The 13,343-nt window shown below is 39.7% G+C and carries 13 protein-coding genes; 8 read left to right on the top strand and 5 right to left on the bottom strand.

Annotated features, from left to right (window positions below; translation table 11 throughout):
* The first annotated feature begins 3 nt into the window (after positions 1–3).
* The 5 genes from G6554_RS21745 to G6554_RS21725 all read left to right on the top strand — a co-directional run bounded on the left by G6554_RS21745 (position 4) and on the right by G6554_RS21725 (position 5,009).
* Positions 4–936, top strand: a complete 933-nt coding sequence (locus tag G6554_RS21745; RefSeq protein ID WP_166245777.1) for a fumarylacetoacetate hydrolase family protein — start codon at positions 4–6, stop codon at positions 934–936.
* The gene (locus tag G6554_RS21740; RefSeq protein WP_166245775.1) at positions 936–2,099 is read left to right on the top strand and encodes a homogentisate 1,2-dioxygenase; all 1,164 of its coding nucleotides are present in this window, start codon (positions 936–938) and stop codon (positions 2,097–2,099) included. Before G6554_RS21745 ends, G6554_RS21740 begins: the two co-directional genes overlap by 1 nt.
* 105 nt (positions 2,100–2,204) lie before the next feature.
* On the top strand, positions 2,205–2,819 hold the full coding sequence (locus tag G6554_RS21735) for an NUDIX hydrolase (RefSeq protein ID WP_166245773.1): 615 nt from the start codon (positions 2,205–2,207) through the stop codon (positions 2,817–2,819).
* A 114-nt stretch (positions 2,820–2,933) separates the two neighbouring features.
* Positions 2,934–3,476, top strand: a complete 543-nt coding sequence (locus G6554_RS21730) for an NADPH-dependent FMN reductase (protein WP_166245770.1) — start codon at positions 2,934–2,936, stop codon at positions 3,474–3,476.
* A 171-nt stretch (positions 3,477–3,647) separates the two neighbouring features.
* Entirely contained in the window at positions 3,648–5,009 is a 1,362-nt protein-coding gene (locus G6554_RS21725; RefSeq protein WP_166245767.1) for an aspartate kinase, read from the top strand.
* Between the two features lie 39 nt (positions 5,010–5,048).
* On the opposite strand, the gene G6554_RS21720 is transcribed toward G6554_RS21725, so the two are convergent.
* Positions 5,049–5,627 (bottom strand): DUF2238 domain-containing protein, encoded by a 579-nt coding sequence (locus G6554_RS21720; RefSeq protein WP_166245764.1) that lies wholly within the window; start codon positions 5,625–5,627, stop codon positions 5,049–5,051.
* 16 nt (positions 5,628–5,643) lie between these two features.
* The gene (locus tag G6554_RS21715; RefSeq protein WP_166245762.1) at positions 5,644–6,210 is read right to left on the bottom strand and encodes a DUF2238 domain-containing protein; all 567 of its coding nucleotides are present in this window, start codon (positions 6,208–6,210) and stop codon (positions 5,644–5,646) included.
* Between the two features lie 157 nt (positions 6,211–6,367).
* Between G6554_RS21715 and G6554_RS21710 the strand changes: the two genes are divergently transcribed.
* On the top strand, positions 6,368–6,985 hold the full coding sequence (locus G6554_RS21710) for a GntR family transcriptional regulator (RefSeq protein ID WP_166245759.1): 618 nt from the start codon (positions 6,368–6,370) through the stop codon (positions 6,983–6,985).
* A gap of 57 nt (positions 6,986–7,042) precedes the next feature.
* Here G6554_RS21710 and G6554_RS21705 read toward each other — a convergent pair whose 3' ends face one another.
* A complete protein-coding gene (locus G6554_RS21705) occupies positions 7,043–8,599 on the bottom strand; it encodes an ABC transporter permease/substrate-binding protein (protein ID WP_166245755.1) in 1,557 nt (518 codons plus the stop codon).
* On the bottom strand, positions 8,599–9,729 hold the full coding sequence (locus G6554_RS21700) for an ABC transporter ATP-binding protein (protein ID WP_242637943.1): 1,131 nt from the start codon (positions 9,727–9,729) through the stop codon (positions 8,599–8,601). Before G6554_RS21700 ends, G6554_RS21705 begins: the two co-directional genes overlap by 1 nt.
* 163 nt (positions 9,730–9,892) lie before the next feature.
* On the opposite strand from G6554_RS21700, the gene G6554_RS21695 reads away from it, so the two are divergent.
* Positions 9,893–10,576 (top strand): M50 family metallopeptidase, encoded by a 684-nt coding sequence (locus G6554_RS21695; RefSeq protein ID WP_242637942.1) that lies wholly within the window; start codon positions 9,893–9,895, stop codon positions 10,574–10,576.
* 49 nt (positions 10,577–10,625) lie between these two features.
* Here G6554_RS21695 and G6554_RS21690 read toward each other — a convergent pair whose 3' ends face one another.
* The gene (locus tag G6554_RS21690; RefSeq protein ID WP_207343127.1) at positions 10,626–11,612 is read right to left on the bottom strand and encodes a nitronate monooxygenase; all 987 of its coding nucleotides are present in this window, start codon (positions 11,610–11,612) and stop codon (positions 10,626–10,628) included.
* 265 nt (positions 11,613–11,877) lie between these two features.
* Between G6554_RS21690 and G6554_RS21685 the strand changes: the two genes are divergently transcribed.
* Entirely contained in the window at positions 11,878–13,128 is a 1,251-nt protein-coding gene (locus tag G6554_RS21685; protein ID WP_166245747.1) for a DHH family phosphoesterase, read from the top strand.
* Positions 13,129–13,343: the final 215 nt, after the last annotated feature.

Raw genomic sequence — 13,343 nt, 5'->3', positions numbered from 1 at the left:
TCTGTGAAATTTGTAACCTTTGCAAAAAAAGATGGCTCAATCCGTGCGGGATGGTTAGCCGATGAAGATCATGTAGTAGATATGAAGGAAGCATCCGGTGGGACACTCCCTGATAATCTAGTGAATTTTCTCGATCATTCTGAAGAATTTATGAAAATAGTGAATCATTTTAATCCAAGTGGGCAAACAGGGATCTACCGGATGAGTGATATTCAATTAAAAGCACCACTCCCCATCCCTAGAAGTTTTCGGGACTTTTATGCCTTTGAGCAACATGTAAAAACGGCTAGAGAGAACCGAGGACAAGAAATGATACCGGAGTGGTATGAGATTCCTGTTTTTTATTTTTCCAATCACTTAGCGATTAAAGGGCCGGAAGAAGGCATTGTAAAACCAAAAGAGTGCGAGTGGCTTGATTATGAGCTTGAAATTGCTTGCGTTATTGGGAAAGAGGGCAGAGATATCCCTCGGGATAAGGCAGATGAATATATATTCGGTTATTGTATTTTAAATGATTGGAGTGCTAGAGACCTGCAAAGAAAGGAGATGAAGGTCGGACTTGGTCCTGCGAAGGGAAAGGATTTTTCCACCTCTATCGGTCCGTGGATTGTCACCAAGGACGAACTGAAACCATTTAAAGCAGGAAATGGTTTTAATCTCTCCATGCATGCCCGTGTGAATGGTATCCTGCTATCGGAAGGAAATATGAAGGACTTATATTATTCCTTTGCTGAGATGATTGCTAGGGCATCACAGGACGTTACGCTTTATCCAGGTGAAATGATCGGATCTGGAACGGTTGGCACAGGATGTATCCTTGAATTAGGTGAGGAAATTCATCGCTGGCTCGAACCTGGTGATGAAGTAGAATTGGAGATAGAACAAATAGGTGTGTTGAAGAATACGATTATCACTGGAAACGAGGAGGTGAGGTGATGTATTACCGTCAAATGGGAAAGGTTCCCCATAAACGACACACCATGTTGAAAAAAGACGATGGCAGCTTGTATAGAGAGCAGGTGATGGGAACAAGGGGGTTTTCAGGAACACAATCGATTTTGTACCACCATTTTATGCCAACGGAAGTGGTAAAGGCAGAAATGATTGGCAGCTATTTACCGGAATATGAAGAGCAGCAGTCGTTAAGGCACCGGCATTTTTTTACTAGTCAAATAGGGGTGCAGGGTGATGCACTTAAAGCAAGGACCTATTTATTAGGTAATCAGGATTTACTGATTGGAACAGCGAACGTGACGGCAGAAATGAAACATTTTTACCGCAATGGCGACGGAGATGAAATGCTTTTCATTCATCATGGCAGAGGGAAGCTCGAGACAATGTTCGGGACGATTTCCTACCGGCCGGGTGATTACCTAGTGATTCCAATTGGGACCATTTTTCGGATAATCCCAAATGAAAATGAAAGGACAAAAATGCTTTTTGTAGAATCTTTTAGTCAAATTACGACCCCAAGGCGCTACCGGAACGAATATGGTCAGCTCTTAGAACACAGCCCATTCTGTGAGCGTGATATCCGCGGCCCAGAAATGTTGGCGACGTTTGCTGAAAAAGGAGAGTTTGAGGTAGTTACAAAATCAAGAGGGATGATTTCATCGCATATGCTCGGACACCATCCTTTTGATGTGGTTGGCTGGGACGGCTATTTATATCCGTGGGCTTTTAATATCGAGGATTTTGAACCAATTACTGGCCGAGTTCATCAGCCACCACCAGTCCATCAAACATTCGAAGGGAATAATTTTGTTGTCTGTTCATTTGTGCCACGCTTGTATGATTACCACCCGCAAGCTATCCCGGCTCCGTATTATCACAGCAATGTCAACAGTGACGAACTCCTCTATTACGTCGAGGGTAACTTCATGAGCCGTAAAGGGGTGAAAGAGGGTTCGATCACACTACATCCAAGTGGGATCCCGCATGGTCCACATCCCGGGAAAACGGAAGCGAGTATTGGCAAAAAGGAAACATTGGAGCTGGCCGTAATGATTGACACCTTCCATCCTCTGAAAATTGTAAAGTCGGCACAAAACATTGAAGACACTGCCTATATGTATTCTTGGCATGAAAAGAAGGAGTAACTTAAAAAACAATCCAACTTTATTTGTTGGATTGTTTTTTTTCAAAGAGTATATAAAAAGTGGTATTGTAGTAGTAAGAGAAAATACAGGAATGGGGGTGAAATCATGGAGTTGGAAAAGGTTTTAGGCAAATTAAATGGTCATTCACCTAAAATCCTTGGAAGTGAAACATTTTCAAAATATGCTGTCATGGTGCCATTGCTGCAAAAGGAGGATGGGATTCATGTGTTATTTGAGGTCCGTTCCCTTGAATTAAGAAGGCAGCCCGGAGAAATTTGTTTTCCAGGGGGAAGAATGGATGCTGACGATCTCGATGAAGCAAGCACAGCCATTCGTGAGACGGTTGAGGAATTAGGCATTGATAAAGAGCAGATTTCGGGCGTGTATCCCCTGGATTATATGATTTCACCTTTTGGAATGATGCTCTATCCTTTCGCGGGATACATTAATAGGCCTGAGGACATTCAGCCCAATCCTGCGGAGGTTGGCGAGATATTTACGGTTCCACTCTCTTTTTTAATTGAAAATGATCCTGAAATCCATCATGTTCAATTAAAAGCAGAACCGGAGAAAAGTTTTCCGTATGATTTAATACCCGGCGGTGAAAATTACAAATGGCGCACCAGAGGGATTGAGGAATATTTTTACCGCTATAATAATCGGGCGATTTGGGGGCTAACTGCAAGGATCCTTGCTCATTTTATTGAAATCATTCGCTAATCATTTATAGCTCCCCGATTAATTAATTTGAGCAGGTTTCTTGGTTTTTAGGCCGCTTTTTACTATAGTAACTATATTAATAAAAATTCACCTAGGATAAAGGAGTATTGATTTATGAAAATAGTTGCTATCGTGGGAAGTAATCGGAAACAATCGATTAATAAAAAACTTGTTGCGTTTATGAAGGAACGTTATCGTGATAAAGTTGATATTGAAATTTTACCGATTGAAAATTTACCAATGTACAACCAAGATGATGAATTAACTCCGTCGGAGGTCGTTACGGAAATCAAAAAAAGGGTTGCAGAAAGTGATGGAGTCCTCATCGCCACTCCAGAATACAATCATTCCATTCCTGCTTTTTTAAAAAATGCGCTTGACTGGTTTTCACGAGTAGACAAAGTCATGATCAAGAAACCAGTCATGGTGGTAGGTGCGACGCCAGGTGTGATGGGAACTATTAGAGCGCAGCTTCATCTAAGACAAATATTGCATGCATTGGGAGCCCTAACTTTGCCAGGTAACGAAGTCCTAATCAATGCCGCGCTAGAAAAAATAGATACAGAGGGCAACATGACACATGAACCGACCCTCGCATTTCTTGATACCGTAATGGATAACTTTATGGATTGGGTTGAAAAAACAAAATATCTATAAAAAGTAATAGTGAGATTGCCTTATGGGGTCTCACTATTTTTATATAATCGCCCACGATTGTCTGCCTTGAGAAGACAAATGTACATATAAGGTGGAAAAAACTCTTGAATATTTTCAAAATTGTAATAAAATAAGGATTATATTTTTTAAAAGAGTAGGGGATGTCACACGATGAAGGTCACAAAATTTGGCGGTTCCTCTTTAGCATCCGGAAAACAGCTTGAAAAGGTATTTCAGATTGTTATATCTGATCCTGAAAGAAAAGTTGTCGTCGTTTCAGCTCCGGGGAAGAGATTTGCAGAAGATACAAAGGTTACCGATTTATTGATTGAATGTGCAGAGCAATGTTTAGAAAATCAAAATCCTAAGGAAAAGCTTGAAGCTGTTATGGAAAGATATACAGCGATAGCAGAAGAATGTAATCTTTCCGAAGAGGTGATTCAGGAAATTTACGATGATTTAGTGACCAGGCTTAACAGCAACAAACATAAACCAGATCGGTTTATCGATTTGCTTAAAGCGAGTGGTGAGGATAATAATGCAAAATTAGTGGCAGCTTATTTTCGTGAGCGGGGTGTCGACGCGGCCTATGTCAACCCAAAAGAGGCAGGCCTTCTGGTTAGTGCTGAACCGGGAAATGCTCAAGCATTACCGGAGGCATATGAACGCTTATATTCATTGCATAAGCACCCAGGAATATTAATTTTTCCTGGATTCTTTGGCTATAGCGAGGAGGGGGAGGTATTCACATTTTCACGCAGCGGTTCCGATATTACCGGCTCTATCCTGGCTAATGCGCTAAAGGCAGAACTGTATGAAAATTTCACGGATGTGGATGCTGTCTATTCCGTCAATCCAACTATCGTGAAAAGGCCGAAGGAAATTAAAGAATTGACTTATCGTGAAATGCGAGAGCTTTCCTATGCTGGATTTACTGTCCTACATGATGAAGCACTTGTCCCGGCATTTAGAGCAGGAATTCCTGTCCACATTAAGAATACTAACAACCCTGCCGCACCGGGAACAAGGATTGTTAATGAACGGGATAATACGAATGGTCCTGTTATCGGGATTGCCAGTGACAAAGGGTTTTGCAGCATCTATGTAAGCAAATACTTAATGAATAGGGAAGTTGGCTTTGGACGCAAGCTGTTAGCTATATTGGAAGATAGTGGTCTTTCCTATGAACATACTCCATCGGGAATTGACGATGTGTCTGTTATTTTAAGAGAAAATCAGCTTAATGAGAAAATAGAAGCAGATATCATCAATCGAATTAAGACAGAATTACATGCGGATGAAGTGAAAATCGAACATAGCCTTGCACTCATCATGGTGGTTGGGGAAGGCATGCGTCATAATGTCGGTACGATGGCAAAAGCCTCAAAGGCATTGGCAAGGGCAAGCGTCAATATTGAGATGATCAACCAAGGATCGTCAGAGGTCAGTATGATGTTTGGTGTTAAAGAGGTGGACGAAAAGAGAGCCGTTCAGGCCATCTACGAGGAGTTTTTTGCAGCTGTAACAGTTTAATGGTTATTGAAAAAAGGTACGCTGAGGATGGCGTACCTTTTAGTTTGATTTATTCAATTTTATCTTCGTTCGAATTCCTGCCCATACGGCAATCACGAGTCCGCCCACGGTATCGGCCACTAAATCAGTCATTGTGTCCTTATTACCTCCGCCTTGTAAAGTCATCCCTAAAAATTGGTCGCAGCTAAATTCATAAATCTCCCAAATCACACCGCCAAGTGCTGCGAAGGAGAGAGTAAATAAGAAAACAAACCATGGAGAAATTTCATCACCTGCATTTCGGTGGATCAATCTTTCATATAAAGCAATGCCCGAAAAAGCAAGAATGGCACCGCTGACTAAATGCATAAATGTGTCCCACCAACCGAGTCCATACCATCCTCGGATCGACCCGAAATACTGTGAGCCAATTAAGAAGATTAAATAAGAAATGACAATCGGTAAATTGAACTGAAGTTTTGTAAAAAGGGCTAAAAGCAGGGGGATTGCGCCACAGATAATTCCTCCAATGGCTACAGTTGATTTAAAGGTTACCCCATTTTTAAAGTAATAGATTGCTAAAATGGCCATGAAAATAACATATAAGGCACTAAAAATAATAACGAGTTTCCGATTCATTGATGCCACCTCAACTTTACACTTTCTTTTTTCTTACTAATGAGTAAAAAGCTACAATGAGGCCGCCGGCTACACCGCAAAGTAGATCATACATGGTATCGGTATTTCCACCACGCTGCATCGTGTGTGTAAAGGTCAAATCGCCAACAAACTCATAAATTTCCCATAGTACACCGGCTAAAACGGCAAGTGAGAACACGAAAAGAAAGAGGATTCCTGATGAGACATCTTGGCGGACTTTTTCAGGGATCAATCGTTTGTAAAGGGATATACCAACAAAACCAATGAGCATTCCTTTGTAAAAGTGAACGGAAGAATCCCACCATGTGTAATGCAGGTAAAAGCTTGCGATTGAACCTAGATATAACGATCCAAATAAAAAAAGATAATAACCGAGGATGATGGGAATGTTAAATGGATTTTGTTTCATCCTTAATAAGCAAAGCGGTAATGCGCTAACTAAGATACCGCCGAGCGCAACCTGCCATCTAGAGGCATCACCTTTGACTAAATAATAAATAAATAAGGCAGTCATGAAAATGATAAACAAAATACTTAAAATGATAATAACTTTCCGTTTCACAGTGCTCACCTCATATCGAAGGACTATTAATAATTATGCCCAAACCTGCACAAATATAAATGTATTTAGCCATTGTGCTCGCAAACTGGCATCAAAAAAGGTATAGTGAAATGATAGGTGGCATCCATATTTATAAGTATATTGGTGGAGGATTTCAATGCAAAAGGCGCAAATACCAACATATGAGCGAATTGCCATCGATTTGGCGAATAGAATATACGATGGTAAGTTTAAAGTGGGGGAAAAAATTCATGGCAGATCAACCTTGGCAAGTGAATACAAGGTTTCCCCCGAAACTGTCAGAAGAGCGATAAAGATTTTGGAAGATGTGGAGATTGTGCATTCCACAAAGGGCAGCGGGATAGTGATTTCTTCGCGGGAAAATGCGTATAAGTATATTCACCGTTTTTCCAACCTGGCGAGTATAAAGGATCTGGAGAAACAGATGGCCACACTCATTTCTGAAAGAGCCAATCTCGATGATCAGCTTTTTGACACGGTAAGAAAGATCATGGATTACTCTGGCAAGCTTCGCCATACCAATCCGTTAGCTCCGATCGAGGTGGAAATATTTCCTGGCTGTATTCATATTGGAAAAACCATTTCAGAAATGAAATTCTGGCAAAATACCGGAGGAACTGTAATTGGCATGAAGCGGAAAGGTGAGTTAATTATCTCACCGGGGCCCTATGCATTAATCCTTGAAGGCGATGTATTGTTAGTTATTGGGGATGATAAAACATATGATAGAGTCCTTCATTTTTTAGAGGATTAGGATGCAAAAGAAAAAAGCCGGTTTATCACACCGGCTTTCTTCACTATTACTATTAATTTAATCCAGCAATCCTTCTTTTTCTAAAAATTCTTTTGCAACCTTTGCTGGTGACTCTTTGAGACTGTCAACTTTATAGTTGAGCTGGCGCATTTTATCATCTGATAGCTTACCAGCTAAGGAATTAATTGCCTTCTTCAGTTCCGGATGTTCTTTCAATGTTTCTTCCTTTATGACTGGCACTGCATAATATGGCGGAAAAAAGTTTTGATCATCCTTTAAGACCTTCAATTGAAATTCTTCAAGTAGCCCGTCAGTCGAGAAAGCATCGATGACATCACTTTTATGATTTTTCAATGCAGTATAACGTAAGCCGCCATCGACGGCTTTGACATCTTTAAAAGCCAAATTATAGGTTTTTTCAAGCCCGATTAATCCATCTTCCCGGTTGGGAAATTCAATCGTCGGCCCCATAATTAAATTACCACTTACTTTAGCCAAATCTGAGATCGTATTTAATCTATATTCTTCTGCTGTGTCCTGGCGAACGGCCAGGGCATAGGTGTTATTAAATCCAAGTGGTTTTAATAACTCAATCCCATATTTTTGTTTAAATTCCTTTTGCACATAATCATATACCTTATCAGGGTTACTTTCCGGCGGTTGGTTTAAAATATTAACCAAACCTGTACCGGTATATTCTACATACATATCAACGTCGCCATTCTTAAGGGCGCCAAAAGCAACCTGGGAACCACCGAGATTTAGTTTTCTTTCTACAGGTAGATCCGTTTTGTTTTCAATTAAATCGGCCAGCATGTTTCCTAATATCATCGATTCACTAAAGTTTTTAGAGCCAATGACAATTTTATCTTCGGCGCTGGCGATGGAATATACCTTGAAACCACCTGCGATAACGATGATGATTGAGGCCAGAGCAATCATCCATCGTTTTGTTTTCTTTCCTGACTTTTTGGCTGTTCTTCGTTTACTTGTATAAGAAAGTGAGGCTTCAAGCTTTCCGACTACAAAGTCAATGAGGAGTGCTAAGATACAGGCCGGAATGGCTCCAGCTAAAATCATATGGTTATCAACGGTTTGTACACCTGAGAAAACAAGGTAACCTAGTCCACCTGCTCCAACGAATGCAGCAATTGTCATCAACCCAACTGCTGTTACCGCTGAAATTCTGATACCCGCCATAATCATCGGGAAGGCTAGCGGCAGCTGAACTTTTCTCATGGTTTGACTCTTAGTCAGACCGATGCCTTTGGCGGCTTCCAGAATGTCCCCGTCAATATTCGTCAACCCGGTATAGGTGTTCTTGACAATAGGGAGAAGAGAATAAAGAACGACCATTACAATGGCCGGTGCACTGCCGATTCCAATAAACGGAATTAGAAATCCGAGTAAAGCCAGACTTGGTACGGCTTGAATAACGTTTGTCGTCCCAATAATTGGTTTGGCTAGCTTTTTCTCGTTCGAAATTAAGATTCCTAACGGGATTCCAATAATAATGGCAATTAATACTGAAACGATACTTAAATATAAATGTTCACCCAGTAAATTGACGATTTGCTGATAATTTGCTGTTAGATAGTTCCAAAATCCACTCATTAAAACGCCACCTCCAGGTCAATTAATTGGCTACTTAAAGCCGATAAAATGCTGCTCCTTGTTATGAGTCCTGTTAACTGCTTTGCACTGTTTACAACAGGAAGATAGCCAATTTTGTGCTCATTCATAGCTGCTAGCACAGAAATTAAATTAGCATCCTGTGAAACAGAGAATACATTGTGCTCCATCACCATTTCTATTGAAGTGTTTCGATTGAGCAATTGGATACTTTTTAAAGTGACAAGTCCTTTCAGGACATTCTGTTTGTCTGTAACCATTAAACTATCAACCTTATTGTCTTTCATAATTTCAATGGCTTGTAAAACAGTACGCATGGCGGTTATTTTTATAGGCTGTTGAATCATAATATCCTCTGCCAACATCAGTTCTGGATTATTCCAAACCCTTCTTTTTCCAATAAAGCCTTCAACAAAATCATTCGCCGGATTTTTGAGGATATTTTCTGGCGTGTCGTATTGGAGAATATCGCCATCTTTTAATATACAAATCTTATCTGCTATTTTAATAGCTTCGTCCATGTCATGGGTGACAAAGATAATCGTCTTATTTAATTCCTTTTGCATTTGAAATAATTCATCTTGAAGTGAACTTCTTGTTACAGGGTCAAGTGCACTGAAGGGTTCATCCATTAAGATAATATCGGAGTCTGTGGAGAAGGCTCTTGCTACACCTACTCTTTGCTGCTGTCCGCCGCTTAATTCTTTAGGAAATCTGTGTAAGTAATCCTTAGGGTCTAAGCCGACCATTTCAAGTAAATCATTTGTTTTCTTCTCAATTAGGGCAGGATCTTCACCCTTAAGTTTGGGGATTAATTCCAAGTTTTCTTTAATCGACATATGTGGAAACAGTCCAGTATTTTGAATGACGTAACCAATATTTCTGCGGAGTTCAATGGGATTCATTGTGGAGATATCTGTCCCATCCACAAAAATTTTACCCGATGTCGGCTGTATTAGTTTATTGATCATTTTAAGCAATGTTGTTTTTCCACAACCACTTGGTCCAATAAAGACAACTAATTGGCCGGGATCGATTTTTAATGAAAAAGGATTAATAATGGATTTTGTTCGATATTTTTTGACAATATCTTTAAATTCTATCAAGTTCATTCCCCCTTGTAATAACTTTTGTTTAGTAACAACTCAATAGTAACACACAAGTTGTTACTTTGTCGAATGACTGAGTAAATAGCAGGCGAACAATTCTTTCCAAATGCGTGTCAATTAAGTACAATGAATGTATGAATAAAGTCTAAATAAAGAGGGGGAATGAATGTTGAGCTTTGTTCGGGACAAATTCAGTGCGAAGTTTTTCCTTTTCCTCGTGATAGCCTTTTTGTTGATTCATGTTCCTATCCTCGGGAATTATGTAAAAGTAGTCAATACACTAATACATGAATCTGGGCATGCCCTGATTGCTCTTCTCGGCGGGAAGGTAGAAACGATTTCTTTATTTATGAATTCTGAAGGGGCAACTGTCAGCAGTCAGTCAACATGGATAGGCAGCTTCTTTACCAGCCTTGCTGGCTATACTTTTGCTTCTTTTATGGCGTTTCTTTCTTTTTTACTAATTGGGAGAAAAAAGGGAACGCTTTTAATTGATATTTTGTTAGCATTTATTTTTTTAAATCTAATCTTTTGGGTGAGAAATCCATATGGGGTTTTTTGGCTCTGTTCATTTGCGGCTGCTTTCCTCTTTTTATTGATCAAGGGAAGTCAAAAGGTGAGAGACAACCTATTACTCTTGATTGCATCGATTCTATTAGTGGATTCGGTTCAAAGTGCATATGAAATCCTTTTAATAAGCGTTGGTCAGCCACAAGCGGCAGGGGATGCGTCCAATCTTGCCCAATTAACAATTCTTCCCGCATTTATCTGGGGATTATTCTTCTTTATGCAAGCACTGTGGTTCTGTTATTTTGGGTTGAAAAGAGGATATTATCGATTAGCGAAATAAATGAGCAAAAGCCAACCGTATTATCGACGACGGTTGGCTTTTATTAATGTTAATTTATAGTCAATGAAGAATCGCGATACTCTTTTGTTAAATTATCGATTATAGTTTGGACCGGTAGTATTTCCTTAATTTCAGCTACTCTGGCTCCTGCGAAAACGAGTCCATTTTCCACATCGCCATTAACAGAGGTAAGCAGGGAATCCAGTGTACAAAAACGGTAGGAACAATTTTTTAAACAATCATGACATTTGGCTATTTTCAATTTGTCCGGACCGGTAATCAAATTGGTAAAGTTATTCTTGATGGCTCTTCCTTGTAAGCCGACGGTGGTTTTAACCAATACCAGATCATCTTTATCGGCATTTACATATTTTTGTTTAAAGGCTAATGGCGCATCGCATTCTGCGCTTGCAACAAACCGTGTCCCCATTTGCACGCCTGAGGCTCCCAACGCAAGTGCTTTGGCAATATCGCTGCCAGTCATAATTCCTCCGGCTGCGATGACAGGGATGGAAACTGCTTCAACAACTTCGGGTAGGATATCGAACATGGGTCGATCTGTCCCAAGATGTCCGCCTGCTTCAAAGCCTTCAACCACAACAGCGGCAGCACCGAGCCGTTCTGATATCCTGGCTAGCTTTGCAGAGGATACGATTGAGATAACAGGAATTCCTGCTTGTTTTCCCCATGCATACATGTCCCTTGATATTCCGGCACCGGAGATGATAAAATCAACCTTTTCCTCGAGGGCAGCTTTCATTTTTTCAGCAAAGTCATTCATGGCAAATAGTACATTTACGCCAATGTAGCCTGCATTTTTTTTAACACATTCTTTAGCCCGCCTTATATGTGAGCGCATATCGTCAACTGAAATGCCCGTACCGGAAATAATCCCGATCCCCCCGGCATTAGCGACTGCTGACGCTAGTTTACTAAGTGAAATACCTACACCCATCCCGCCTTGCATAATCGGAACCTTTGGTATCATATGACCAATTTTAAGTTGTGGAAAATTCAATTTATTACCCCTTTTCACTTGTTAGTAATAGGAACTTCCAATGAATCTTACCATTTAATACATATGTTGTATGTGATCATTATCACCAGGTCTTAAAGGTAGGTTTTATTAACATGTATAAACTTAAGTCGAAAAGGTCGATTTAATCTTTCATTTAGTATATATTTAGCGAATAGAAAGCAAATGAACTGATTTATACTAGGTCTGCTGTGCTTACTCTGTATAAGAATATTTTTCAAAACCAAACTATACGTTATGGAAAGAAGATTGGATGGTGTCAGGTATGGTAAAACTTTTTACAGATATGGATTTAGATGGTCTTGGCTGCGGGCTAATTGCTAAATTAGCCTTTGGGGATAAAGCAAATGTATTTTATTGTTCTTATCGAAATTTAAACCAGAGGGTCGAATCGTTTATTAAACATCCGGCGAATAACCAGGAAGAAACTTATATTACCGATTTAGCTGTTAATGAGTTGGTTGAGAAAAAACTGCAGGAACGGTTTCAGCGGGGCCATCATATTCAGATGATTGATCATCATGTGACGGCGATGCATTTTAATGAGTACAACTGGGGCTGGGTAATGCCAGAGTATGATAATGGCAAAAAAACATGTGCGACCTCATTGTTTTATGATTATTTGATTGAGCATGGGAAGATTGAGCGAAATCATGCACTTGAGGAATTCATTGATTTAGTCCGTCAATATGATACCTGGGAATGGGATGAAAATAATAATGTGACGGCCAAGCGGTTAAACGATTTATTTTACATAATGAACAGAGAACAGTTTGAAGAAGAGATGTTAAAGCGGTTAAAGGAAAATACCGATTCGTTTCAGTTAACGGAAACAGAAAATATGATTCTTGATATTGAAGAGCAAAAAATTAATCGCTATATCCACTCAAAAAGCAGGCAGATTGTGCAAACCTTTGTGGGCGATTATTGTGTCGGTGTTGTCCATGCAGAGCAGTATTTGTCCGAGCTAGGCAATGCGTTAAATAATATTTATCCTCATATGGACATGATTGTTCTTTTGAATGTAAGTGGAAAGAAAATGGGCTTCCGAACGATCCATGATGAAGTGAATGTGGCTGAATTTGCTCAGAGATATGGTGGTGGGGGGCATCCGAAAGCTTCCGGATCTGAGTTAACAAAAGAAGGATTTGAAACCTTTATTGTCAACGTTTTCGAACAGAACCCGCTTAAACCGGATGCCGATCGGAATGAATATAATGTGAAAGAATCAGCCTTTGGAACAAGCTATCAAAACCATTTGGGGGAAAGTTCGTATATTTTACCGGCAGGGGATGGAAAATATGAACTTGTCCATAATGGGGGGAAGATTGGGCAAACGTTTTCTGCCTTCTCCGAGGCGGAACGTTTTCTTAAAAGAAATCATTCTTCTTGGCTTAGACAAGATCAAGAATTCTTATATAAGCTTTCTGGGACATTAAAGATCTCACTTGACGAATTAAGGGAAAATTACGATGAGATCATCAGTAATCATATGGTCGATATTATGCATATTTAAACGAGAGCTTGGGATGCCCCAAGCTTCTTTTTATACGATTTTTTACTCAAGTAACCATTTTAAGGTTTCCTTAAGGATAAAGTGGTAAATTTATCGCGGGTATAAGGTATTGCTATTTCAAAATTGTAATTTCTATGCAACAGAAAGTAAATTCAATTACATCTTTCTGTAATATTAATGGGTTATCATTATCTTAAAGATATATGTATCACTAT

Source organism: Bacillus sp. MM2020_4 (assembly GCF_011250555.1).
GTDB lineage: Bacteria > Bacillota > Bacilli > Bacillales > Cytobacillaceae > Neobacillus.
This window is presented reverse-complemented; position numbering and strand designations above follow the sequence as displayed.

Excerpts from the sequence above, each read along its gene's own strand:
- G6554_RS21740 (WP_166245775.1), top strand. The coding sequence starts at position 936 with ATGTATTACCGTCAAATGGGAAAGGTTCCCCATAAACGACACACCATG.
- G6554_RS21735 (WP_166245773.1), top strand. The coding sequence starts at position 2,205 with ATGGAGTTGGAAAAGGTTTTAGGCAAATTAAATGGTCATTCACCTAAA.
- G6554_RS21730 (WP_166245770.1), top strand. The coding sequence starts at position 2,934 with ATGAAAATAGTTGCTATCGTGGGAAGTAATCGGAAACAATCGATTAAT.
- G6554_RS21725 (WP_166245767.1), top strand. The coding sequence starts at position 3,648 with ATGAAGGTCACAAAATTTGGCGGTTCCTCTTTAGCATCCGGAAAACAG.
- G6554_RS21720 (WP_166245764.1), bottom strand. The coding sequence starts at position 5,627 with ATGAATCGGAAACTCGTTATTATTTTTAGTGCCTTATATGTTATTTTC.
- G6554_RS21710 (WP_166245759.1), top strand. The coding sequence starts at position 6,368 with ATGCAAAAGGCGCAAATACCAACATATGAGCGAATTGCCATCGATTTG.
- G6554_RS21705 (WP_166245755.1), bottom strand. The coding sequence starts at position 8,599 with ATGAGTGGATTTTGGAACTATCTAACAGCAAATTATCAGCAAATCGTC.
- G6554_RS21700 (WP_242637943.1), bottom strand. The coding sequence starts at position 9,729 with ATGAACTTGATAGAATTTAAAGATATTGTCAAAAAATATCGAACAAAA.
- G6554_RS21695 (WP_242637942.1), top strand. The coding sequence starts at position 9,893 with ATGTTGAGCTTTGTTCGGGACAAATTCAGTGCGAAGTTTTTCCTTTTC.
- G6554_RS21685 (WP_166245747.1), top strand. The coding sequence starts at position 11,878 with ATGGTAAAACTTTTTACAGATATGGATTTAGATGGTCTTGGCTGCGGG.